Source organism: Algoriphagus sp. (genome assembly GCF_046296635.1).
Classification (GTDB): Bacteria; Bacteroidota; Bacteroidia; order Cytophagales; family Cyclobacteriaceae; genus Algoriphagus.
In genome coordinates this window covers 443399-467255 of record NZ_JBKBKZ010000001.1, presented here as the reverse complement: position 1 = coordinate 467255, position 23857 = coordinate 443399, and the positions used below count along the sequence as shown (strand labels likewise).

The window sequence follows — 23857 nt, the reverse complement described above, 5'->3', positions numbered from 1 at the left end:
TATCGTTATCAAGTCATGACCGACCGAAGACTCTATCTACTATTGATTGTTTTTATATTTTTTTTAGTTCCAACTCAAGCTCAGGACGACGATATTTTTGGGATAAGTTCTAAAGCCAAAAATCCAAAAAGTGAATCCGGAGTAGGTAATACGTTTCGGAACCTCATAGAAATGTTTTCTTTGGAGGTGTCCACGGGTGCAGCATACCATCAGATAGGCACCAACTTTTATTCTGAAAACCCTTCTCTTTACCCGATTACACAATATCAAAATTTTCAAAATTCTGGATTTTCTCTTCAGGACACACTTTCAATTTCGAGTGATGGATGGATTGTCCCGATAATCAATGGAGGTGTTAGAATCAATCTTTTCAATTTACTGACGATTGGAGGAGGTTTTGGTAGGGAGTGGGGAAAGCTAACACCGATGAGAGGTAATGATTTTGAATTTCCTTTCGAAGGAGCCTCATATCAGTTAAGCAAACAATATGTGACTGTAGGCTTGGTATTATATGATGCTAAGCGTCGCCAAAGCGTCTTGAAGTGGAAGTATAGAAGGTATAGTTCAAACAACCTCTACATGCAATCTGAACTTAGACAGCGAGCCAGACAAAATTACCCTTGGCGATTTCTATTGGAGGGAGAATATGGAAGTATGAAATTGAAAAGTTCGATAGATCAAGAACTTTTACAAGGGTCTGTTCCCTACGTGCCCAGATTGGCAGTATCGGGAGATCCTTATTATGGGCTGTCAATGCGGGTTGAATATGATTTTTCAGAATATGCTAAATTCTTTTTGAAGGGAGGGGCAGAGTTTAGGAAATTCACTTATGCGGCAGCTGATTTTTCTGAATTCCAAAATATTGACCAAAACGTTTATGCCTTACAAGCAGGTATGGCTATCAAGATTCCGGGTACCAAACGATGCAAAATCCAAGGATGTGGCGTTGTCATGAAGCACATGCACAATGGAATTGAATTTAGAGGAAGTTCAATTTTTAACATGCAAAACAGAAAAGTGGGCCAATGGTATTAATATGATTGACCCAGCATAAGGTTTGAATTGGACTTTCGAAACCTTGCAGTTTTTACTATCTTGCAGCCTTAATCGACCCCGAATTAGCAGTATATGGCTCAAGGAGAAAACGAGAACATAATCCCAATAAATATTGAAGAGGAAATGCGTGGTGCCTACATCGATTATTCGATGTCGGTCATTGTTTCCAGAGCACTTCCAGATGTCCGAGACGGACTCAAACCAGTTCACCGGCGTATCCTCTATGGGATGCAGGAACTTGGAGTATTACACAACAAACCACATAAAAAGTCTGCAAGAATCGTCGGTGAGGTATTAGGTAAATACCACCCTCATGGTGATTCAGCTGTTTACGAAACAATGGTGCGTATGGCCCAAGATTGGTCTTTACGATATACCATGGTAGACGGTCAGGGTAACTTTGGTTCGATCGATGGAGATAATCCAGCGGCGATGCGTTACACCGAGGCTAGACTAAAGCGAATCGCTGAAGAATTACTGGTAGACATCAATAAGGAAACTGTTGATTTCCAATTCAACTTTGATGACTCCCTTAAAGAACCAACCGTTCTTCCTGCTAAGGTTCCTGCTTTGCTCTTGAATGGAGCTTCCGGAATTGCAGTGGGCATGGCCACTAACATGGCTCCTCACAATTTGGGTGAGGTAATTGACGGAATCGTGGCATATATCGAAAACAAGGATATCACCATTGCTGAGTTGATGAAGTTCATCATAGCACCTGATTTCCCAACAGGAGGTATTATCTACGGTTACAATGGTGTGAAAGCAGCATTCGAAACAGGTAGAGGTCGAATCGTAGTTCGTGGTAAAGCCAATATAGAAATCAAAGACGGTGGCAATCGGGAAATGATTGTGATCACGGAGATTCCATACATGGTCAACAAGGCAAATATGGTGGAGAAAACCGCTGCCTTAATTAATGAAAAGAAAATAGACGGTATCTCTGCTATTCGTGATGAATCGGATAGATCAGGAATGCGAGTTGTCTATGAATTAAAAAGAGATGCAATATCCAGTGTGGTTTTGAATAACCTTTACAAACACACTGCACTTCAGACTTCCTTCTCAGTTAATAATGTGGCCTTGGTCAAAGGCCGACCTTACACCTTAAATCTCAAAGATCTTATCGTTCACTATGTCGCTCACCGACATGAGGTGGTTGTCAGAAGAACGGAGTATGAGTTAAGAGAAGCAGAAAAAAGAGCACACATCTTACAAGGTTATTTGATTGCTCTCGATCACTTGGATGAGGTCATTTCCTTGATTAGAAGTTCACCGGATCCGGAATCAGCTAGGAATGGCTTAATGGAGCGATTTGAACTCAGCGAAATTCAAGCTCGTGCAATCCTCGATATGAGATTGCAACGCCTTACCGGCATGGAGCGTGATAAGATTATCCAGGAGTACAAAGAGATCATGGCTTTGATTGAGGAATTGAAAGAAATTCTTGCCAATGAGGACAAGCGGATGGAAATCATCAAAACTGAACTTCAGGAAGTAAGGGATAGATATGCGGATGATCGCCGTACTGAGATTGAGCACAATGCGGAAGATTTCAGTTATGAAGATATGATTCCAAATGAAGAAGTGGTGATCACCGTTTCTCATCAGGGATACGTCAAGCGTACTGCACTGACAGAATACAGAACTCAAGGTAGAGGAGGAGTTGGCTCCAAAGGGGTCAGTACCAAAGAGGATGATTTTACAGAATATCTGTTTACCGCTTCTACGCACAATTACCTTTTGATTTTTACAGACAAAGGGAAATTATTCTGGCTGAAAACCTATGCAATTCCAGAAGGGTCCAAAACCTCCAAGGGTCGCCCAATTCAAAATTTGATCAATATTGAGTCTGATGATAAAATCAGATCAATCATTCAAGTGGAAAGCCTGGCAGATCAGGATTACCTCAATAATCACTTCTTGGTGATGATCACCAAAAAGGGAATCATTAAGAAAACTACCCTTGAGCAATATAGCCGCCCTCGTACCAATGGTATCATCGCATTGAATATCAGAGAGGATGATCAGTTGGTCAATGTCAACATGACTAATGGTCGTCAGCACATTGTAATCGCTGCAAAATCAGGCCGAGCAATTCACTTCCCTGAGTCTGCAGTTCGTCCAATGGGAAGGACTGCCACAGGCGTGAAGGCCATAACGTTAAATCAAGATAAAGATTATGTCATTGGCATGGTTTGTGCCTCAGAGGAAAATGCATCTCTGTTGGTAGTCTCTGAAAAAGGTTATGGAAAACGTTCCGATCTTGAAGAGTACAGAATTACAAATCGAGGTGGAAAAGGTGTGAAAGCAATGAATGTCACGGATAAAACCGGAGCATTAGTTGCAATCAAACAAGTAACTGACTCAGACGATCTTATGATCATCAATAAGTCCGGAATTACGATTAGAATTTCCATGGATCAGTTAAGAGTAATGGGTCGGGCAACCCAAGGAGTGAAGTTGATCAGAGTAGGAGAAGGTGATGAAATTTCTTCAGTGGAGAAAATCTCCAGAGAAGAAGAAATTGAAACTCCAGAATCTCCTGACACTGAAGACGGAGCTTCTGAAACACCGGAAGAAACAACCTAATAACCAAACAAAAACAAGATAAAAACGCGAATGAAAAAGCTAATTCTCTCAATGGTCCTGCTTGGGGCAACTACCCTTGCTTTTGGACAAAAAAAAGTAGTTAGAGATGCAGAAAAAGGATTTAAATCCGGAGACCTGCGTACTGCTCTAACTTCTATTGATGCAGCAACTGCTAACCCGGAGACAGGTGGCGATCCTGCAACCCATTTTCTTAAAGCCAAAATAGAGTCTAAAATCTTTGGTGCTGATTCCTCCAACACTATGGAGACAGTGAAACTAGGGGAAGCTGCACTTGGAACTTTCAAAAAAGCTTTAGAAATGGCAGGTGGTAATAAATCTGCTGGTGTAGGAAAGCTAATTTACGAGGATGACCTTCCAGGAGTGCCTGATAACCTACGCCCTTATTCAATTTACACATTGAAAAACCTTGCTTTTGACAAAGGAATCGAGCGTTATTCAGATGATGATCCTGAGATGGCCTATGAGTTTTTCAACATGGCAGGAGAAATAGATCTCAAAGACACTACAATCCACTACAATGCTGCATTCTTGGCAAATGATCTTGGAAGATATGAGGATGCTAAGAGACACTTCAATTATCTTCTTGAAGTTCCTGAATACAATAAGCTCAATACTTATTATTTCCTAGTTCAGATTTTAAGTACTGAAGACAAAAATCCTGAAGCGGCTTTTGATTTGGTAGCTAAAGCGAAAGAGGAATATCCAACAGATAAGGTACTTGCGGAATACGAAATACAGCTTTTGCTTCAACTCAACAAAATGGATGAAGCTATGGCTCAGATCAAAGATGCACTTGCAAACGATCCGAATAATACTGGTCTTCTTTTGAGATCTGGTTATTTGAAAGAGCAAGCTGGGGATCTCGAAGGGGGACTCGCGGACTACAAAAAGACGGTAGAAGTAGATCCGAATTTCTTTGAAGGAAATTATTATACCGGAGCCCTATTGCTTGAGCAGGCAACTAAAATGCTAAACACGCTTAATGACTTGTCTGATGCGGAGTGGGAAAAGCAATCTCCAATCGTTGGTAAAAAAGCCGATGAGAATTACAAGCAAGCGGCTCAATATTTTGCTGCAGCTTCTAAGATTAGACCTGAGAATACAGATATTATGGTTATTCTCTATCAGGTTCATTATAGATTAAAGAATACTGCAGAGGTGGAAGCTTTGGATAAGAAATTAACCGAGCTTCTGGGTGCCAACTGGCAGGAAAACTAAAATCAAAAACACTTATAAAAGGCCAACCTTCGCGTTGGCTTTTTTTTTGCGCAAGTTGCTCGACCGGTATTTTGAAGTTTGTTTTTATTTTCAGTTATAAATACTTTTCTGTACCTAAGTGATCAGAAGACGATTAATGAATATTCAGAATAGAATTTGGAGCTCTTTAGCCTTATCTCTTTGGTTTAATTTGCTTTTCGCTCAAGAAGTAAAATTTCAAAAGTCAATTAGCTTTTCATATGAAACTGGACCCTTAATAAGTAATGGAACTGACTGGGGAAAAGAGATAAAGGATGCAGTTGATTATAAAGCCCTCGATTTTCAGATTGGCTGGAGGAAAATATCAAATACCACTTTTAATTACCTTTACCGCTACCCGACTATGGGTTTCGGATTTAATTCTACCCTTAAAAACTATGAGGAAATCGGCATGCCTCAATCCATATATGGATTTATGGAAATTCCTTTTTCAATCAAAGGCCTGAATAGACGTGTAAGTTTTGGGTACTTCACACAGCTAGGAGTAGGGTTTAACCTCAAACCTTACGATTCACTTGCAAATCCTGCTAATAAATACATAGGTTCAAGAGTAAATGGATACATTAATCTGGGTTTTTCTTCCAGATTCAAAATTTCTGAACGGACAGATTTTCAAGCAAGCTTGGGTTTGAAGCATTTTTCTAACGGTGCCGCAAAAAAGCCAAATGCTGGGATAAATCTCTTTCCACTCAATCTTTCGATGAACATCAAGCTCGGAGATATCAATTCTATACCTTCAAATTCACTTGATGTTCCAAAAAAAACGCTTAAGTCTTTTTGGAATTTGGCCTTATATACCGGAATTCGAAATTATGAAATTGGAGATCCGACCTATTTCAGGGGTGGTTTGGGATTGAATTATTTGGTAGAACCTGCCTATAAATATCGGCTTGGATTAGGCATGGATTTATTTTGGGCTCAAGGAATGAGATTACGGTTTCCTGAACAATCTTTTTCATTCAAGGATCAAACCTCTCTTGCTATCGTTGGTACATGGGAATGGCAACTCACGGAACGGATATTTGTACCGATTGGATTAGGTGCATATTTGTATCGTAATGAGTTGAATCAAGAGATCTCTTGGTTTTATGAGCGAGTCGGAGCGAGGTATCGATTCAACAATAACCTGTCAGCTGGAATGCAAATCAAAGCACATAAAGCAAAGGCAGATTTTTTTGAATTTACTTTAGGCTATACAATTCTGGGAAAAAGGTGAGTTAGCCGTCTTGAAATTCTTCCATTAATCACAAAATATTTTTATTTCCCTATGGATTCAGATAGCTTTCTTCGTCAATTAAAATCAATCATGATCAAACCTAAGGCACTTCAAGCGTTTGTACTCTTATTTTTCGGCCTAATTGGTCATCTGTCATTTGCGCAGTCTATTCCTTCCTCTCAAATCTATCATCAATTACTTCAACTTAAGGAGAGTAAAAGAGTCCTGTACATTGCAGCGCATCCGGATGATGAAAATACGCGCCTCATCGCCTATTTGGTAAATGGTGAACATGCGGAAGTGGCTTATCTCAGCCTCACACGAGGGGATGGAGGGCAAAATCTCATCGGGAAAGAACTGGGGATTGATTTAGGACAAATTAGAACTCAGGAGTTGATCAAAGCGCGTGAAACTGATGGAGGAAGGCAGTTTTTTACTAGAGCGATGGATTTTGGTTATAGTAAAAATCCGACAGAAACACTTCAAAACTGGGAGAAAGAAAAGGTTTTGGCGGACGTAGTTTGGGTTATCCGTAAGTTTCAACCGGATATCATCATTACTCGATTCAATACGATTCCCGGAGTGACTCATGGACATCACACCACTTCTGCAATCTTGGCAGGAGAAGCTTTTCGGCTTGCCGGAAAATCAGATGCATTTCCCGAGCAATTGAATTGGGTTAAACCTTGGCAGCCGAAGCGTATTTTCTTCAATGCTTACAATTTTCAGGGGGAATTTCAGCCGGAAGAGGGTAAAAAATATCATGTATTCCAAGTGGGTGGATATGATCCTCTGCTAGGAGAGACCTATCACCAAATCGCCGCAGACAGCAGAACTATGCACAAATCACAGGGTTTTGGTGCGACAGCAGGAACAGGCGATGCAAAGGATTTCATCCAACTCGTAGATGGCGAGGATTACGCTCAGGGTCCTTTTGAAGGAGTAGCGGATCGATGGGAGACAATCAAGGGAGGGAAAGAAATCAAACTTAGTATCGAACAATTGATTTCAAAGTTTGACTTTGTTCAACCTGAGAAAAACATACCCAGCCTACTGACTTTGAGAGCTTCGCTGAGAGGACTTCAAAGCAAAGAATCTTGGGTGAATGAGAAAATAGTAAAGCTCGACCAAGCCATATTTAATGCGATGGGTATGGAATTCGAGTTTAATATCCGAAAAGAAATAGGTTTCCCCGGTGAATCAATTAATGCAGAATTAGTGCTTAATAACCCGTCTGGAGTAGGGGTGAATGGAATCAGCATTTCTGTTGGTGAGACCTTATTCAATGGCAGTTCTGATGAACTTAAAGATAACAAGACGCTAAGAATCCCAGTAACAGTTAAAATTCCTACAGGCACCAATTATTCTCAACCTTATTGGCTGGAGAATCCAATCGACGGTGCCTTATACGATGTCCAAAATCAAGATCAGATTGGGATGCCGTTTAATGATAAAACGACCGCAGGAGATTTATCATTTAGTATTGGGAATCAACCGTTTATTGTTTCCATTCCTTTAAAATATAAGTTTAATGACCCTGTTGATGGAGAAGTCAAACAGCCTTTTGTGATTGTTCCTGAGGTGGATTTGACGGTTTCGAAGGAAAATGTTTTTCTAATCTCAGGCGCTGATCCGACATTAGCCGTGACAGTTAGCTTCCGAGATCAATACTTAGAAGGTGAGCTGAGTTTTGAAGGATTGGATAGTGCCCAGTATCGGATTTTAAGCGTTGAAGATATAGCCCTACAAAAACGGAGAGTTTACAAAGTTGCCTTTTTACCCAATGGAGTTGGAAAGAAAACTGTAACAGCTAGGTTTACTACACCTGATGGCAAAAGCTTTAATCAACTTACTAAGTCGATTTCCTACAAGCATATTCCTAACCTGACCTATTTCAGTCCTGCTTCATTTAATTTGATTCAAGCTGATTGGAAGCTTTCAGGTGAAAAAATCGGATACATTCCCGGTGCAGGTGATGATGTACCTGGAGTATTGTCTTCCTTGGGATATAAAGTAACCATGATTGGACCGGAAGACTATTCAGTGGATTATTTGAGTCAATTTAAGGCACTCGTAGTCGGAATACGAGCATATAATACCAATGAAACTTTGGCTGCAAACCAGCAAGTACTCATGGGTTATGTGAGGTCGGGAGGAAATCTGATTGTTCAATACAATACAAGTTCGCCCCTTTTGACTAGTCAGATAGGACCCTATCCATTCACAATCGGTCGAGATCGGGTAGCAGTTCAGGGATCACCTGTTATAGCAGATTGGTCGAGTCCGGTACTTACTTTACCTAATCAAGTGAAAGAGGAGGATTTCAAAGGTTGGGTTCAGGAACGGGGACTTTACTTTGCCACAGCAATTGATCCAGCTTACCAAACGCCTTTATCCATGCAGGACCCGGATGAACCTGCGAGCAAGGGATCTTTGATTGTCGGTAAATATGGAAACGGTACTTTTGTTTACTCCGGAATTTCATTTTTCAGGCAATTACCAGCTGGGGTTCCCGGAGCAATCAAATTATTCATCAATCTAATTGAGCAGTAAAATGGAGGAAAAGCCAATTCGATGGAATAGAATATATCTGGGGCTAATGGCCAGTCTGGTGTTGATGATTGCCTTGTTTTATTGGTTAACAGTGGCTTACGCATGAGTACGCTAGACTGGATAGTCCTATTTGTTACCTTACTTTCAATTGCCTCTTATGGGGTGTATAAAACCAGAGGGAAAAAGGATCTAAATTCCTATCTCAGAGGAAAAAATTCCAATTGGTGGGCTATCGGCTTGTCCATCATGGCTACCCAAGCCTCAGCCATTACTTTTTTGAGCACTCCAGGGCAAGCTTATGAGGATGGGATGCGATTCATTCAGTTTTATTTTGGCTTGCCGCTGGCGATGATTATTATCTCTGTGAGTTTTATTCCAATCTATTACAAGCTGAAGGTCTATACCGCATACGAATACCTTGAGAATCGATTTGACCTTAAAACAAGAACTTTAACAGCACTTCTTTTTATTATTCAGCGGGGTCTTGCAGCAGGAATTACCATTTATGCTCCTGCGATAATCTTGTCAACACTTTTGGGTTGGAATCTTACTTGGACTAATATTTTTATCGGTTGTTTAGTCATTCTCTATACTGTCTCTGGAGGCACCGAGGCTGTGTCTATCACCCAAAAACAGCAAATGGGGGTAATGATGGGAGGGATGATTCTGGCTGGAATTATTGTCATTCAGATGCTTCCTATATCTTTTCAGGAGGCACTTCATGTGGCGGGTAAAATGGACAAACTCAATGTAGTGAGTTTTGAGTTTGACTTGGCAGACCGATATAATGTTTGGTCTGGAATGACGGCAGCAGTCTTTCTTTTCTTGAGCTATTTCGGCACGGACCAAAGCCAAGTTCAACGCTATCTTTCTGGTCAAACCTTGACTCAAAGCAGGATGGGCTTGATCATGAATGGTTTTTTGAAAATCCCGATGCAGTTTGTGATCCTTTTCATCGGCGTGATGGTATTTGTCTTTTACCAGTTTATCCAACCCCCTGTAATATTCAATACCGTTCAGACAGACAAACTCAGGCAAAGTGAATATGCTCCTCAATTTGAAGTACTCGAGGAAAAGTATCAATCCAACTTTGAGTCCGGGAAATTAGCCTATCAGGAAATGCTTGGTGCCATTGACGCTGATGAAACTGATCGAGTGGACTTGATTCAAAACCAAATCAGAGAAATTAAAGCCGAGCAAAATGGAATTCGGGACGAAGTAAAAGCTTTGATTGTTTCAAATGATCCAGCCGCAGAGACAAGGGATACAGATTATGTATTTATGCGTTTCGTGATGGATTATTTGCCAAAGGGTATCGTAGGTTTACTCTTTGCTGTGATCTTCTCAGCAGCGATGTCTTCCTCTTCCTCGGAACTGAATGCATTGGGATCGACGAGTACCATTGATTTGTATAAGCGATCTATAAAAAAGGATGCAAGCGATGCCCATTATGTGATTTCTTCCAGAGTTTTTACAGCTTTTTGGGGGATTGGAGCTATTCTTTTTGCGACTTATGCTTCTCTTTTTGAAAACCTAATCCAAGCTGTGAACCTTTTGGGCTCGCTATTTTACGGAACAATTCTAGGGGTTTTTATCGTTGGATTCTTTATGAAATTTGTAAAAGGAAGAGCAGTTTTTATTGCTGCTTTGCTTTCCCAAGCTTTAATTCTCTTGGTTCATTTTAGAAATGGAACGGGTATTCTGGGTTTTCAATGGGATATCGGATTTCTTTGGTACAATGCAATAGGTTGCATTGCAGTGATGCTTTTCGCTTCGATTTTGCAGCCAATTTTGGGCAAAAGATGAAAGTATAAATTCTGATTGTTTAGATTTAAGTTAAAAAGAACCTATGTCAAACGATATTAGATGGGAACAGCGGTTTGAAAATTTTAATAAAGCATTTAGCAAGCTCAATGAGGCTATTGATCTTTCTAGCGCGGAATCCCTCTCCGAATTAGAAATTGAAGGTTTAATCCAACGGTTTGAATATACCTATGAACTTTCTTGGAAAACTCTTCAAGATGTAATTAAAAAAAGAGGTTACCTCGATATTGGTGGACCTGGCGCGGTTCTTAAGCAAGCATTCGAACTCGGATTAATTGACAATCCAGAAGGATGGAGAAGGTTGAAAAAAAGTAGGGAATTGACTTCTCATACTTATTATAGCGGAACTGCCATGGTGATCTATGAAGATATTAAATCAGAATACGTTTTTCTATTTGAGTTTCTCAAGGAAAAACTTGAAGAAGAACGTTCTGGAAAACAGGAAACTTATTTGAGAAATGAGATATGGGATAGATAATTCTGTTTGGGAAGAAATAATTGATGTATTTCAATATTATCAGGTAGATCGATTGGTCCTTTTTGGGTCAAGAGCTATAGGAACGTTCAGACCAAACTCAGATATAGATCTTGCGATTTTTACCGAAGGAATATCATTTCGAAGATTTTTAGATTTAAAGGCTGATCTTGATGATTTGGGTTTGCTTTACCAAATAGATTTAATTGATTTTAATCGGATTACAAATGAAGAGTTGAAATCTCATATCGATCGAGTAGGGGTAGAGATTTATAATTCTTCTATTCAGGGAAATAAAAAAGGTCTTCAAAAATTAAATTGAAGACCTCTCATTGAATCAAAATAAAATTACCTAATCGACTTAATCAGTCGATCATTTAAAGCAATGTAATCCGGATTTTTAGCTTCCACTGCCATCGCCTTGGATTTGTTAGCAGAAGCTAGTGCTTCTGTTCTCATTCCTAAAGCTGCTTCAATTTTTGCTCTCAAGTGAACAGTCCAATATTTAGGATCATTGTCTGTAGAGGTTTTGACCCAAGCATAGGCCTGATTCATATCTTTGGAATTTGAAAAATAGTAACTAGCCGCCTGAAAGAGAAGTCCAGGATCATTTGTCTCGGTGTCAATCACCAGCTTCTTGATATCAGCCATGACCAGGGGATCGACTTCAGTTTGAATTTTGAAATCAACCCGCGTATTTTCCCATTTCATTGACACATCCGCACTGTTGTCGGTGAAATTGTTAAAGGCAATTTCGAAGGTTTCATACTTTTTGCTGGTTTTGGTGGATTCCACTTCGAATCTTACCTGATCTTCAGCTTTGTTATAGCCTATTGCACCCCACAGCTTTGTGTTTTTACTTAGAATGATAGTCCAGTCGTTTTTGCCGGGAATTGCATAAAGCGCATAAGACCCTGCCGGAACATTTTGTCTGCCAATGGTCACATCTGTAGAAAATGTGAAAACCGTGGCCGCGTTAGCTCCAGTTCTCCATACTTCTCCGTAAGGGACAAGCTCTCCAAAAATCTTACGGCCCTTTGTGCTTGGTCGACTATAATCAACGGTCACATCTGTCAGTCCTACTTTTTGGATGATTTTGGCACTCGGGCTGGCCTGAGGCATTTGGATTTGCTGAGCAAAGCCGGCAAAACTGACCATGAAAAAAGTCAGAATGGCTAAATAGTTTTTGTTGTTCATTTTCTTAAGTAGTTAATTTTAAATTTTTATCAGGATTGCGAAGGTCCAATCATGGTGAGCAATTTTCTTTTTTTTCGGTCCTTTTTCCAAATCGATCTAGCTTTTTTGACTAGTGGACTTTGTAGCAGTTTTGAACTTGGTATTTTTACTATTGCAACCCAAAAGCACCAAGTATGAGCCTAGCAATAATCAGCCCGGGACGCGATCCGCAAGTATGGATCGAGGCCCTTACTTTTCATCAGCCTGATATCAATATTCAGGTTTACCCTAACATTGACAGACCTGAAGAAGTGGAAATGGCTTTGCTTTGGCAGCATCCTCCAGGATACCTCAGCACTTTTCCCAATCTTAAATTAATCAGTTCGCTTGGAGCCGGTGTTGATCATATTCTGAGTGATTCCGCAGTACCAGAATCTATGCCAATCGTTCGAATTGTCGATGAAAAGTTGACTTGGTCCATGACAAATTATGTAATCATGGGTGTACTGAACTTTCACCGTCAAATTACTCGGTATCAAGCCGATCAAAAGCACAAAGTCTGGGATATGTCAAATCCTGAAATTCCAGTGAAAGTAGGAGTGATGGGAGTTGGAGCGCTCGGCGGAGATGTCTTGGATAAATTGAGCTATATGGGGTTTTCGGTTTTCGGTTTTGGTTTTACTGAGAAAGATGATTTTCCACATCCTTATTTTTCTAAAAATCATCTTCAGGATTTTCTGAATGAAATCAATGTGTTGGTTTGTCTCCTGCCTTTGACCCCTGATACAGAAAATATTCTCAATCTGTCATTTTTCAGAAAGTGTAAACCAGGCACTTACTTAATCAACGTGGCAAGAGGTAAGCATTTGGTCGAAGAAGATTTGATCCCTGCTTTGGAATCGGGATTCTTATCAGGCGCACTTTTAGATGTGTATCGAACGGAACCACTTCCGGGGGATCATTCGTTTTGGGAGGAGGGTAAGATTCAGATTACGCCTCATATCGCCAGTGTGACAAATCCTCTTGCAGCCAGTCCGCAGATAATTGAAAATTTCAGGAGATTAAAGGCTAACCAGCCACTTCTGAATCTCGTAAACCGTCAAAAAGGCTATTGATTTTTAGAAAATGGAAAAGACTTTCAAAATCCTTTGTCCTACAGATTTTTCGGAGTGCTCCCTGAATGCAATAGAATATGCAGCCAGATTGGGCGAAAAATTCAATGCTGTCTTAATACTTTTTCATGTACTCAACCGAGAAGATTATCTGAAATTATCACCCATGGATTCTGAGGGAAAATATCAGGTTGAATTTTTAGAGGAAAAGTTAAAAAATCTTCAGCGTGCTGTGATGGAAGAAAGCCTTATGAATGGTTTGGGAGGTTGTGAAATTGTGATTCGAGCGGGAAAAATAGTAAATGGTGCACTAGAATACGCAAAAGAAATTGATGCCGATTTGATTGTAGCAGGGACTGAAGGAATGAATGAGCTACGCTCTAATATTATAGGAAGCAGGGCAAGTCAAATGGTAGAACAGTCGGATCGAGATATAATTATCGTCCCCAGAAAGGTGTTCTTTAAGCGTCCCAGAAAGTTTGTTTTTGCTTCAGATTACCTCGAGGAGGACAAACTGGCTATTCAAAAAGTGGTAGAAATGGCAAGTTTTTTTGATTCTGAAATTGATCTGGTCCATGTATCTTCCAGTCAAAAAGCGATTGACAAATCGCTTCACATGGTGATGGTCGATGAGATTAAGCCATTTGTCCGCTATGAAAAAATCAATTATGTACTTAAATCCTATCGGGACGATCTTGCTTTGGGATTGGAAAATTACTTGCAAGTGGCAAAAGGAGACATGCTGGTGACTTTAAGTAAAAAGAAGAGTTTTTTTGATCAGATTTTTTCCAAAAACTTATCTAAAAAAATGTCCTATTTTTTGACTAAGCCTCTTTGGGTGATCAAGTCCTTTTAGGACTTTTTCTTTGAAAATAAGCCTTTGAGGAAGAGAAGGAATTCTTTTCTCGTCTCAGTTTTTCCAAACAAATCTTTCACTATCTGAAGAAAATGTGTGGAATTAACTTGCTTACTTGGGTTTGTTGCACTGAAATCAGGCATTTCAAATGCTGGTTTCTCTGATTCATTTCTTCCAATTGTAGGCATTGAATCGTCAGCTTTGGGTTTGTACCCAATTAGATCATCCGCCTTTTCAAAACTTTTTTTGGAACGGGCTATGTTCCCCATTTTCTCTTCCACTATACCTTTATTATTATAGGCGACAGCGTCTTCGGGATCCAGTTCAATGGCTTTTTCATAATCCTCGATAGCCCCTGTGAAATCTCCGAGACGATCCTTCAAAAATGCCCGACTACTGTATCGATAAGGGTTTTTTGGATCCAAATTCGTCGCTCGGTCAAGTTCGCTTAGTGCTTCCTCATGCCTGCCCAACAAGTGTAGCACCACTCCTCGGTCGCTAATGTAATCGGTATTGTATGGTTCCAGAGAAACAAGCAAATCAAAATCTTCAAGAGCAGCTTCACCTTTTCCCATTCGGGTTAAAACTCGGCCTCGATACAGATGAAATTCCACTTGTCCCGACTGATCTAAGATAAGTTGATCAAAACAAATTAATGCCTCTTCAAATTTTCCTTCTTTATATAGTGCCAATCCCTTTTCGAAGCTCATTTTTTTCCTATTTATATAGAAATACAAAATTAGACCCAGAATAGTTTTCCAAAGATTATTTTCCTTGTTTTTTCGCCCGTTTACTTTCGCATGTTATCTTTAAAGCTTATAGTTTTTACAATCCATGGCCCATTCACCCGACGCAGTACTTAAAGACCTGAAAGCTAAAAAGTTTGCTCCAATCTATTTTTTGGAAGGAGAGGAGCCCTACTTTATTGACCTAATTACCGATTACATTGAGAAAAATGCCATCGCTGAACATGAGAAGGGATTCAACCAACTGATCCTATATGGAAAGGATTCTCCGGTGAATGTGATCCTGAGTAATGCAAGGAAATTCCCAATGATGGCTGATCGCCAAGTCGTAATTGTAAAAGAAGCTCAAAGCATTCCTGATTTTGGAAAGGAGGATGCGCAGAAACTTTTTATCAGTTATCTCAACAATCCTTTGCCAAGTACCATTCTTGTCTTTGCCCACAAGCATAAGAAATTGGATGGGAGAGGTTCTCTGAAAAAGGAGCTGGATAAAAAGACCGTTTTTGTCAATTCAGAGAAGGTCAAAGACTGGAAATTAAATGAGTGGATTGAAGGTTATTTCAGAGAATTAGGACATCAGATTGATGGAAAGGCTGCCCAACTTTTAGGAGATTCGATAGGAAACAATCTCGAAGTAATTTCCAATGAAGTAGGGAAGATGTTGATCAATTTTTCTGAACCGACCAAATTTACCGCTGAGCACATTTCAAAATATATTGGGATCAATAAGGAGTACAACAACTTTGAATTGTCTAAGGCAATTGGCTACAGAGATGCGATTAAAGCCAATCAGATCATCCATTATTTTATCCAAAACCCGAAGGCCCATCCGGTCATTCCCATTTTTTCGCTTTTGTACACTTACTTCAGCAAGGTAGCCCTTGTCCATCGTGCAGGAGCAATACCGGAAAATCAATTGGCAGGGGTAATTGGGGTCCATCCTTATGGTGTTAAGGAATATTTGGCAGCTTCCAGAAACTACAAATTAGGCAAGGTAATTGAGGTGTTCGGATTCATCAAAGAGGCAGATCTTCGTTTCAAAGGAGTAGACTCCGGAAGCATGAATGAGGGTGAAATCCTCCGCGAACTGGTGTACAAAATTTTACACTGATTATCCAAAAGCAAACTATGCAATCAAGCAGGAATCAAGCGTCACACAGAAGCATGATAATTGACTATGCGAAATTCTCCCGATCAGCCGCGGCGGACGGGACAGGCAATCTGACCGTTAAAAACCAACTATAATAGATGAAATACTACCTGGTGCTACTTGCAGGACTGGCCTTAAGTGTAGATGCTATTTCTCAATCCACACTTCATCAGACAGGATCCCAGCAGGCGTTGGATTACAATCTGGAGCTTTTTGACAAGCAATTATTTTCAGCTTCTCTCTACGACAACAGTCGCTTACTCAATCAAAACCTGAATGGTGAGCAGCAGAAGTCAGCTGAACTCAATCGAGCTATGGCTGCCTTGGAAATAGAAAGCCCTGATGGTGCTGGATTGATGAAATCCTACATTTTAGAAAATGGAAACCATCCGACAGTTACTACAGCCGGACTTTATCTAGGCGATCATTTCTTTTACAAAAAAAATTATAAAGAGGCAATAGAGGGATATTCCTTGGTGAAATCCAACAGTCTCTCTGATGCAAATAAAGCAGACGTGCTTTTTAAGCAAGGCTATTCCTATTTTCAACTGAAAAATAATGGAGCTGCAGCTCCGTTTTTTGATCAGGCTAAAGCACTTAATCAACCAATTAGCGCAGATGCCTATTATTACAGCGGTTTCATTGCGATGGAAGCTGGAAATAATGCCAAAGCAATCGCAGATCTTCAGGCAGCTGGGAAATCCTCCTTTTATGCGACTAAAGTTCCGTATCTGTTGACTGCTCTCTATTATAAAGAAGGAAATTACGATCAAGTAATTAGCTATGCCGTGCCCCTATTAGCTTCAGGTCAAAACTTAGATCGAAAGGAAACAATCAACCTGTATCTAGCGGAGGCTTATTATGCCAAGCGGGATTTTGCAAATGCATCTAAAAACTACGATGCTTTCATTAATGCCAAAAAAGGGGTGCTTTCCCGTGAGGAGGTCTACAAGGCAGGTATTTCATTTTTTGAAATCGGGAATTATCAACGAGCCACAGACTATTTGAAAGTTTCGGCTTCATCAACAGATGAAATTGGTCAGTCCTCCAGTTATTATTTAGGACATGCTTATCTCAAACTGGATAATTACCAGTTTGCAGCAACAAGTTTTCAGGCAGCTTCCAAATCGAGTTTCAACAAACAAATTCAGGAAGAATCGCTTTTTAACTTTGCAAAAACCAATCTTCAACGTGGGACTTTCTCCACAGCAATTTCTGCCTTGGATGAGTATTTGGAAACTTACCCTTCGGGAAAAAACCGACAGGAAGCGGAGACTTTGCTTTCCGAGGCTTTGGTCAATTCGAGCGATTACCTAAGAGCCATCGAGCAGATGGACAAAATTCAGAATAAGTCCCCAAGAATAAGATCAGCCTATCAAAAAGTTGCTTTTTATCAGGCAATGGTCTATTACCGAGATCAGAAATTCAAGCAATCTTTAGCCTTGCTAGACAAATCCCAATCATTTCCTGAAGATCGGGATTTGTTACTGGAGACACACTTTTGGAAAGGGGAGGTTAATGCCGCTGATGGTAATCTACCACAGGCTATACGATCCTATGAGGCTTTAAGAGCTATAAACCCTGCTACCAATCATCCTTATTTGATAAAAACCCACTATGGTTTGGGTTATGCTTATTTCAACTCCCAAAATTATCCGAAGGCAGAGGAGCAATTCAGAATTTACACGGAAAAGCTAAGAGGAGCCTCTGAAAAGCAATATTTCGATGATGCATTGCTGAGATTGGGTGATTGTCAATATGTTCAGAAGAAGTTTGGTGAGGCTGCAGCTACTTTTCAGAGGGCAATTTCAGAATCCACTACAGGTAAGGACTATGCCTATTATCGATTGGCTGTAGTTCAAAACTTCCAATCTCAGAATAATGAAGCACTGTCCAACTTGGACAGACTGATCTCAGGCTTCCCAAGTAGTTTGTATATCGAAGATGCCATGTTCCAGAGAGGACAGATCTACCTGGAGGAAGTGAGATATAGCGAAGCTTCTCGTGCGTTTTCGGACCTAATATCCAGTCGTCCTAATTCCCCTTTTATTCCATTCGCATTGGAAAGCCGTGCAGTGGCCAATTTTTCCATGCAAAATTACAATCAGACGATTGCCGATTATAAGTTGATATTGGACAACCATCCTAATGCTTCTAATGCTGAGACTGCATTGAAAGGACTTCAGGAAACTTTGGCCTTGCAAGGCAGATCAGCAGAATTTGGAGATTATTTGGCTCGTTATAAGGGAGCAAATCCGGGAAGTGGAAATGTTCAGTCGCTCGAATATGAATCTGCAAAGAGTCTATACCTCGACAAAAATTATACGCAAGCAGCGCGGGCTTTTGAAAACTACCTAAGAAGCTATCCTCAATCTGCGCAGCGGCCGGATGCTTTGTATTTTGCCGGGGATGCATACTTCCAGGCTGGAGATCAGGAGAAAGGTCTGAGCTTTTTCAGACAATTGGAAAAAGAGCCTTCTTCCCCGCAGCGAGCCCGGGCGATGCAGCGAATAGGAATCATCGAATTGGAAAGAGGAAACTATGCAGCTGCCATTCCTTACTTGGAATCTGCTTCCCAAAATGCAAGAAGCCGAGTAGAAGAAGCTGAAGCGGTTCAAGGATTGATGGTTGCCAATTTTCAAACTCGAAAATATCAGATAGCCATTGCCAATGCGGAACGGCTGATGACCTTGGATGGGCTTATCCCGGAATCCACCGCAAAAGCTTTGCTGACCAAGGCGAAATCACAGCGTGAATTAAATCAAAAAGCTCAAGCAGAATTGACGCTCCAAAGTTTAGTAAATGCCCACAAAACTATTCAAGGAGCCGAAGGATTATACCTGCTTGCTCTTTCTCAGCAAGAAAAGGGAGACTTCAATAAATCAAATGATGTCATTTTTGATGGTGCAGGTCCTTTTGCAGATTACGATTATTGGTATGGCAAAATGTTCCTTTTAATTGCTGACAATTACCAAAAAACAGGGGAGGACTTCCAGGCAAAAGCTACACTGGAATCTATTGTAGAGCGATCTACAAATCCTGAAATCAAAGCTGAAGCCCAAGCCAAACTCAGAACGCTGAAATAACCATGAAGAAATTACCTGTAATTATGTTCTTTGCCGGTGCATTTTCCTTGGGAAACTCATCGCTTGTGGCCCAAACTCAGCAACGTGGTGCTGTGCAGGATCAGGAATTCGTGATCCGAAAAGATCGGGTTTTGACTGTACCAACTCAACCACGTTCCTTTGAGCGCCTCCCTGTTTTGCCACAACCCAAAGGAATTGGTGAGTTTAGCTATGCTGTTACGCCGTTCTTTTTGAATATTCCTGCATTGAATCTGCAGCCGACGGCATTAGACAAGGCATATCGTGTGGATAGGAGGGAACTATACAATGGATTCGTTCGTGCTGGATACGGCAATTTTGCATCGCCACTTTTGGAGGGACGGTACATGTCCACCACAGCTGATCCAATTAATTATGCTGTTAAATTTAAGCATCAAAGCTTTGGACAGGGTCCGGTTGGTGCAGAACAGAGTGCAGAGGCCCACACCAATTTTGGAGCTGATGGAAGTTATTTCACAGATGCTGTTGAGGTATTTGGTGGGATGAACTGGGCTCAGGATAAATATTCCTTTTATGGAGTGAATCCTGTTCTTTTTGAAAATCCAAATCTCCCATTTGAAACCTCTAATAATATTTTGAATCACTTCAAAATCGAGGCAGGATTGCGAGACATTGAAAAAACAGGTCCTATTTCTTACGAAGGAAAATTCAGTTTTAGGTCGTTTAAGGATAGCTATGCTGTCAAAGAAAATGAAGTCGGCATTCTAGCTGGTTTGAAATTCAGGACACAATCGGATTGGTCCGGTAAGGTTGATTTGAATTATTTTCATACCAATCCTGAAGACATTACTTACTCAGTTGATCGAAACTATTTTTCGATCCGACCACGAATTTCTTACAACTATGAGGCGTTCCAGTTTACAGCTGGCCTAAACTTGGTTTCGGAAAATGATGTCATTGCAGACAAATCAAGTGATTTCCGGATTTTTCCGGTGCTAAAAGCCAGCTATCAGTTTGCAGATGAGTTCGGTTTCTATGGAGCGTTCTCCGGCGATGTGCAGCGAAACACCTATTTCAGCTTTGTCAACGAAAATCCGTTTCTTGGTCCGAGTGAGCAACTGCTCAACACCATCAACAATTACAAGATCGAGGGTGGGATAGAAGGACAGTTTCAGGAAGCGTTCCATTATCGTGCAGGGATCGATGTAAGTCGATTGAATCAGATGCATTTCTTCGTGAATTCGTTGGCTGATTCGTCGAGATTTGAAATCGTGTATGATGACAAGTCTACTGTGTTCAACATTAATGCAGAATTAGGCTTCAAGATTTCTGATTTTTATTCGCTTGGTAGCCGATTGGATCTTTACCAATACGATTTGAATATTCAGCAAGCTGCTTGGCATAGACCTTTGTGGGAACTACGGGTGAATAATCAATTCACTCCCTTCGAAAAATTGTTGGTGCAGGCGAATGTGAATTTTATGGGAGGATTGAAAGCGAAACAATATCAATATGAGGCTTTCTCGAATCCTCCTCCATTCGAGATAGTCAATCTAAAAACCATTGCAGATCTTCAGCTGAAAGCTGATTTCAAGATCACGGATCGATTTTCAATTTTTGCCGAAGGCAATAATATCCTGAATGGGAAAAACACCCGTTGGTTAAACTACCCTGTGAGGGGAATTCAACTGGTCGGTGGAGCAAGTTTCAAATTTTGAGATAGTTCGTCAAGTGGTTGGGCTTTCGCCACTTTTGGGTTAGTTTCGTAGCCTTTCTTCGATACTATGCCAGCACGAGATTCTGAAAACAATCAATGGACTGATCCTAAGGATTATGGTCTTCCCTTTGTGGAAGTCACTCCGCTTGGTGCCAAGTCAAGTCCATTTAAAAAAAATATTGTTTCAACTAGCCCTGCACCTGTTGTTCAACAGGTGCAGGACGCTTTAATTCCTTCCATTTCTGAATTGGAGACTGAACCAGTTTCAGTTGAAAATGTAGTTGAAATGAATTCAAATGAAGTGGAAAAACCTGTTGAAGTCGATTTAGAAGAGGTTGAAGAACCTGTAAGATTCCATTCCAATAGGGAAGCAGAAACTGAGGTAAGCGAAACAAAACCTGAAATTCCAAGACCTGCTACTCCAATTGCTACCGAGAAAAAAAAGACAGCTTCTTGGGTTTGGGCAGTATTCATCTTGGGTTTTGGAATTGTCTCTTTCATCGTATGGCAACTCCAGTCTCGTGATTCGTCTCCGACCAATGTTTCAAAGGCTGAAGTTGCTGATAATGTAACTATAGTAGAATCAGAAACTAAGCAGGAAATTGATCCAGAATCTACCAGAACTGATCAAAATCAAACAACTGTAAATCAAGACTCTATAACAATCATAAATAATTCAAATCCTAATATTTCTAATCCTGCTCAAACTGGTACAACTATTGCCAATGTAGCATCAGGGAATTTGATTCGAATAGAGTCCAAAACAGAGCGACCACAGTATTTTATCATTGTGGGAAGCTTGCCAAATGAGAAGCTAGCGATCGAGGTAGCAAGTAAGTATTTCGAGAAAACTCCCGAGATGTACTTGGTAAGTCCGGAGGAGGGAAGTAGAAATTATCGCATTGGTCTATCAAAGTTTGGAAGTTTTAATTTAGCTGCTGAAGAACTCACCCGAATCAAATCTCAATACACCGAAGAATTGTGGATTTTGAAATATTAATATGTTGCTCCAAGCCCTCTCTACAGACAGTTTATCCAATTTGAATGAATTGGTACCAGGTACCACCAAAGAAAGCATCGGTCTCCTTGATCTATTGATCAAAGGAGGTTACATGATGATTCCGCTATACATATTACTTGTATTGGCGATTTTCATTTTCTTCGAAAAGCTCATCACCCTCAAGAAAGCATCCAAGACTTCAAGCCATTTGATGGATCAGGTAAAAATCCTGGTTCAAAGCGGTCAAGTTGAAAAGGCGCGAATGCTTTGCTCAGGTGAGAATACACCAGTTGCGAATATGATAGCAAAAGGTATTGAGCGAATCGGTTCTCCGCTGAAAAACATCGAAGTATCGATCGAAAATGTTGGTAAAATCGAGATCTATAAACTCGAAAAAAATCTGGGACTTCTAGCTACCGTTTCCGGTGCTGCACCGATGATTGGTTTCCTAGGTACCGTAACAGGTATGATTCAAGCCTTCATCGCTATTGCACAAGAGGAGGGAATGGTTTCTCCGAAGCTCCTTTCTATGGGTATCTATGAGGCTATGATCACGACGGCTGCCGGTTTGGTGGTAGGTATTATTGCCTACTTAGGCTACAATTACCTTGTGACTCAGGTTTCCAAATTGGTCCACAATATGGAATACACTTCGGTGGAGTTTATTGACCTTCTTCAAGATAAGTAATCATGGGACTTCAGTCAAAAAATAAGGTAGACCCGGCATTCAGCATGTCATCCATGACAGATATTATATTTCTGTTGTTGATCTTTTTCATGTTGACTTCCTCCTTTATTACACCATCTGGACTACCAGTGAATTTACCTTCAAGCGAGACTTCAGATATCATCCTTCAGGAAGTTTCTGTCACTGTGACAAAGGATCTAAAATACTCTGTCAATGACCGAGTAGTCGGTCGAGATCAGATCAAAGCAGAGTTGACTTCCTTGCTTGCGGGGAAAAAAGGTCAAGTTGTTTTGCACATTGACAAGGAAGTTCCCGTTGAATACTTAGTAGAGATCGGAGGAATAGCGGCTGGATTAGAGGCCAATGTCTCCATTGCAACTAAACCGTACTAATCATGCAAACCTGGAACACAGACGAAGTCGAAAAAGACAGCAAAAGAAAATCAGCAATCATCACGATTGTACTGAATGTTCTTTTGATTCTGGCGTTCTATTTTATTGTAGTTTGGAAGCAGCCGGTTCCACCTCTACCTACTTTTGGTTTAGAGTTAAATCTAGGCTTTACTGAGACCGGTTCAGGTGATCGAAACAGTCCAAATGCCCCATCTGAAGTAAAAACTAATGTGACTGAAGCGGCTGCCCCTGGAGAAATTGCCCCTGCGGTCACTAAACCAGCTACTCCAGCACCAAGTCCAAAAACTGAAACAGCCAAACCTAAAGAAGCTGCCAAGCCTGCTGCAAATCAAGCTGTGACTACCAAACCTTCTCCAATCAAGGGTGAAGAAAAAGCCGCTGTAGAAACAAAAAAGCCAGAACCTACCAAAGCTGAACCAACAAAAACAGTCACCACTCCTGCTAAATCGGAAGCTGAAGCTACCACGCAAAAAGCACCTGAACAACCAAAAATTGATCAGCGAGCAGTGATGGGTGCAGGTGGAACGGCCGGAAAAGGCACACAGCCCGCCTCAGGTGGTGCTCAGGGTACTTCCAATGCAAAAGGAGACGAAGGCAAACCAACCGGTACCGTTGATGGTCGTGCAGTAATGGGTGAGGGTACTGGAAAAGGTGCTAATTCAGGTGCAGGATACAGCTTAGATTTAGCGGGATGGGATTTCGCGTCCCGACCGGTTATCAATGACCGTGTCTCTACCAGAAATGGTCGAATAGTATTCAAAATTACTATCGATGATGCTGGAAAGGTTGTCCAAGCCGTTCCTTTGGAGTACAATGTCTCCAATGATGTCCTGGCTTATTATCGTCAGGTAGTCAATCAGATCAGTTTCAGAAAGCAAAGTGGAGCAGCTGCGGATTTTTCAACTGGGAAAATTACCTTTATCATCAAGGTTGATTAATA

The 23857-nt window shown here is 40.8% G+C and carries 19 protein-coding genes; 17 read left to right on the top strand and 2 right to left on the bottom strand.

Translation table 11 applies throughout. From position 1 onward, the window contains the following. The first annotated feature begins 15 nt into the window (after positions 1–15). The 8 genes from ACK4HU_RS02120 (at position 16) to ACK4HU_RS02085 (ending at position 11316) form a co-directional block, all read left to right on the top strand. Positions 16–1035 (top strand): hypothetical protein, encoded by a 1020-nt coding sequence (locus ACK4HU_RS02120; protein WP_409803183.1) that lies wholly within the window; start codon positions 16–18, stop codon positions 1033–1035. Positions 1036–1128: 93 nt separating this feature from the next. Then, positions 1129–3648, top strand: coding sequence for a DNA gyrase subunit A (gene gyrA, locus ACK4HU_RS02115; RefSeq protein ID WP_409803182.1), 2520 nt, complete (start codon positions 1129–1131; stop codon positions 3646–3648). A 30-nt stretch (positions 3649–3678) separates the two neighbouring features. After that, positions 3679–4887 carry a tetratricopeptide repeat protein gene (locus ACK4HU_RS02110; protein ID WP_409803181.1) on the top strand — a complete coding sequence of 403 codons (1209 nt, stop codon included), beginning with the start codon at positions 3679–3681 and terminating at the stop codon, positions 4885–4887. 136 nt (positions 4888–5023) lie between these two features. Next, entirely contained in the window at positions 5024–6142 is a 1119-nt protein-coding gene (locus tag ACK4HU_RS02105; protein WP_409803180.1) for an acyloxyacyl hydrolase, read from the top strand. A 90-nt stretch (positions 6143–6232) separates the two neighbouring features. Next, positions 6233–8695, top strand: coding sequence for a PIG-L family deacetylase (locus ACK4HU_RS02100; protein ID WP_409803179.1), 2463 nt, complete (start codon positions 6233–6235; stop codon positions 8693–8695). Positions 8696–8797: 102 nt separating this feature from the next. Further along, entirely contained in the window at positions 8798–10501 is a 1704-nt protein-coding gene (locus ACK4HU_RS02095; protein WP_409803178.1) for a sodium:solute symporter, read from the top strand. Between the two features lie 43 nt (positions 10502–10544). Beyond that, positions 10545–10997, top strand: coding sequence for a nucleotidyltransferase substrate binding protein (locus ACK4HU_RS02090; protein WP_409803177.1), 453 nt, complete (start codon positions 10545–10547; stop codon positions 10995–10997). Continuing rightward, positions 10978–11316: a nucleotidyltransferase family protein gene (locus tag ACK4HU_RS02085; protein WP_409803176.1), complete on the top strand. Its 339-nt coding sequence runs from the start codon at positions 10978–10980 to the stop codon at positions 11314–11316. Before ACK4HU_RS02090 ends, ACK4HU_RS02085 begins: the two co-directional genes overlap by 20 nt. Positions 11317–11342: 26 nt before the next feature. On the opposite strand, the gene ACK4HU_RS02080 is transcribed toward ACK4HU_RS02085, so the two are convergent. Beyond that, positions 11343–12191 (bottom strand): DUF2911 domain-containing protein, encoded by an 849-nt coding sequence (locus tag ACK4HU_RS02080; protein ID WP_409803175.1) that lies wholly within the window; start codon positions 12189–12191, stop codon positions 11343–11345. Positions 12192–12364: 173 nt separating this feature from the next. On the opposite strand from ACK4HU_RS02080, the gene ACK4HU_RS02075 reads away from it, so the two are divergent. Together ACK4HU_RS02075 and ACK4HU_RS02070 are read left to right on the top strand one after the other, a co-directional pair. Next, the gene (locus ACK4HU_RS02075; RefSeq protein ID WP_409803174.1) at positions 12365–13285 is read left to right on the top strand and encodes a 2-hydroxyacid dehydrogenase; all 921 of its coding nucleotides are present in this window, start codon (positions 12365–12367) and stop codon (positions 13283–13285) included. A gap of 10 nt (positions 13286–13295) precedes the next feature. Continuing rightward, positions 13296–14138 carry a universal stress protein gene (locus ACK4HU_RS02070; RefSeq protein WP_409803173.1) on the top strand — a complete coding sequence of 281 codons (843 nt, stop codon included), beginning with the start codon at positions 13296–13298 and terminating at the stop codon, positions 14136–14138. Here ACK4HU_RS02070 and ACK4HU_RS02065 read toward each other — a convergent pair. Beyond that, positions 14135–14848 (bottom strand): tetratricopeptide repeat protein, encoded by a 714-nt coding sequence (locus tag ACK4HU_RS02065; protein ID WP_409803172.1) that lies wholly within the window; start codon positions 14846–14848, stop codon positions 14135–14137. The genes ACK4HU_RS02070 and ACK4HU_RS02065 overlap by 4 nt on opposite strands. 124 nt (positions 14849–14972) lie before the next feature. Between ACK4HU_RS02065 and holA the strand changes: the two genes are divergently transcribed. The 7 genes from holA (at position 14973) to ACK4HU_RS02030 (ending at position 23855) form a co-directional block, all read left to right on the top strand. Beyond that, the gene (gene holA, locus ACK4HU_RS02060) at positions 14973–15995 is read left to right on the top strand and encodes a DNA polymerase III subunit delta (protein ID WP_409803171.1); all 1023 of its coding nucleotides are present in this window, start codon (positions 14973–14975) and stop codon (positions 15993–15995) included. A gap of 137 nt (positions 15996–16132) precedes the next feature. Next, the gene (locus tag ACK4HU_RS02055; RefSeq protein WP_409803170.1) at positions 16133–19120 is read left to right on the top strand and encodes a tetratricopeptide repeat protein; all 2988 of its coding nucleotides are present in this window, start codon (positions 16133–16135) and stop codon (positions 19118–19120) included. A 2-nt stretch (positions 19121–19122) separates the two neighbouring features. Further along, a complete protein-coding gene (locus tag ACK4HU_RS02050; protein WP_409803169.1) occupies positions 19123–20817 on the top strand; it encodes a TonB-dependent receptor in 1695 nt (564 codons plus the stop codon). A 66-nt stretch (positions 20818–20883) separates the two neighbouring features. After that, positions 20884–21816, top strand: a complete 933-nt coding sequence (locus ACK4HU_RS02045) for a hypothetical protein (RefSeq protein WP_409803168.1) — start codon at positions 20884–20886, stop codon at positions 21814–21816. Between the two features lies 1 nt (position 21817). Beyond that, positions 21818–22504, top strand: a complete 687-nt coding sequence (locus ACK4HU_RS02040; RefSeq protein ID WP_409803167.1) for a MotA/TolQ/ExbB proton channel family protein — start codon at positions 21818–21820, stop codon at positions 22502–22504. Between the two features lie 2 nt (positions 22505–22506). Continuing rightward, positions 22507–22896: an ExbD/TolR family protein gene (locus ACK4HU_RS02035; protein WP_409803166.1), complete on the top strand. Its 390-nt coding sequence runs from the start codon at positions 22507–22509 to the stop codon at positions 22894–22896. A gap of 2 nt (positions 22897–22898) precedes the next feature. Continuing rightward, the gene (locus tag ACK4HU_RS02030) at positions 22899–23855 is read left to right on the top strand and encodes an energy transducer TonB (RefSeq protein WP_409803165.1); all 957 of its coding nucleotides are present in this window, start codon (positions 22899–22901) and stop codon (positions 23853–23855) included. The last annotated feature ends 2 nt before the right edge of the window (positions 23856–23857 follow it).

Bases quoted from the DNA above. Each gene is read 5' to 3' on its own strand.
- holA (WP_409803171.1), top strand. From the start codon at position 14,973: ATGGCCCATTCACCCGACGCAGTACTTAAAGACCTGAAAGCTAAAAAG.
- ACK4HU_RS02090 (WP_409803177.1), top strand. From the start codon at position 10,545: ATGTCAAACGATATTAGATGGGAACAGCGGTTTGAAAATTTTAATAAA.
- ACK4HU_RS02105 (WP_409803180.1), top strand. From the start codon at position 5,024: ATGAATATTCAGAATAGAATTTGGAGCTCTTTAGCCTTATCTCTTTGG.
- ACK4HU_RS02035 (WP_409803166.1), top strand. From the start codon at position 22,507: ATGGGACTTCAGTCAAAAAATAAGGTAGACCCGGCATTCAGCATGTCA.
- ACK4HU_RS02100 (WP_409803179.1), top strand. From the start codon at position 6,233: ATGATCAAACCTAAGGCACTTCAAGCGTTTGTACTCTTATTTTTCGGC.
- ACK4HU_RS02045 (WP_409803168.1), top strand. From the start codon at position 20,884: ATGCCAGCACGAGATTCTGAAAACAATCAATGGACTGATCCTAAGGAT.
- ACK4HU_RS02030 (WP_409803165.1), top strand. From the start codon at position 22,899: ATGCAAACCTGGAACACAGACGAAGTCGAAAAAGACAGCAAAAGAAAA.
- ACK4HU_RS02055 (WP_409803170.1), top strand. From the start codon at position 16,133: ATGAAATACTACCTGGTGCTACTTGCAGGACTGGCCTTAAGTGTAGAT.
- ACK4HU_RS02040 (WP_409803167.1), top strand. From the start codon at position 21,818: ATGTTGCTCCAAGCCCTCTCTACAGACAGTTTATCCAATTTGAATGAA.
- ACK4HU_RS02110 (WP_409803181.1), top strand. From the start codon at position 3,679: ATGAAAAAGCTAATTCTCTCAATGGTCCTGCTTGGGGCAACTACCCTT.
- ACK4HU_RS02075 (WP_409803174.1), top strand. From the start codon at position 12,365: ATGAGCCTAGCAATAATCAGCCCGGGACGCGATCCGCAAGTATGGATC.
- gyrA (WP_409803182.1), top strand. From the start codon at position 1,129: ATGGCTCAAGGAGAAAACGAGAACATAATCCCAATAAATATTGAAGAG.
- ACK4HU_RS02065 (WP_409803172.1), bottom strand. From the start codon at position 14,848: ATGAGCTTCGAAAAGGGATTGGCACTATATAAAGAAGGAAAATTTGAA.
- ACK4HU_RS02070 (WP_409803173.1), top strand. From the start codon at position 13,296: ATGGAAAAGACTTTCAAAATCCTTTGTCCTACAGATTTTTCGGAGTGC.
- ACK4HU_RS02095 (WP_409803178.1), top strand. From the start codon at position 8,798: ATGAGTACGCTAGACTGGATAGTCCTATTTGTTACCTTACTTTCAATT.
- ACK4HU_RS02120 (WP_409803183.1), top strand. From the start codon at position 16: ATGACCGACCGAAGACTCTATCTACTATTGATTGTTTTTATATTTTTT.
- ACK4HU_RS02080 (WP_409803175.1), bottom strand. From the start codon at position 12,191: ATGAACAACAAAAACTATTTAGCCATTCTGACTTTTTTCATGGTCAGT.
- ACK4HU_RS02085 (WP_409803176.1), top strand. From the start codon at position 10,978: ATGAGATATGGGATAGATAATTCTGTTTGGGAAGAAATAATTGATGTA.
- ACK4HU_RS02050 (WP_409803169.1), top strand. From the start codon at position 19,123: ATGAAGAAATTACCTGTAATTATGTTCTTTGCCGGTGCATTTTCCTTG.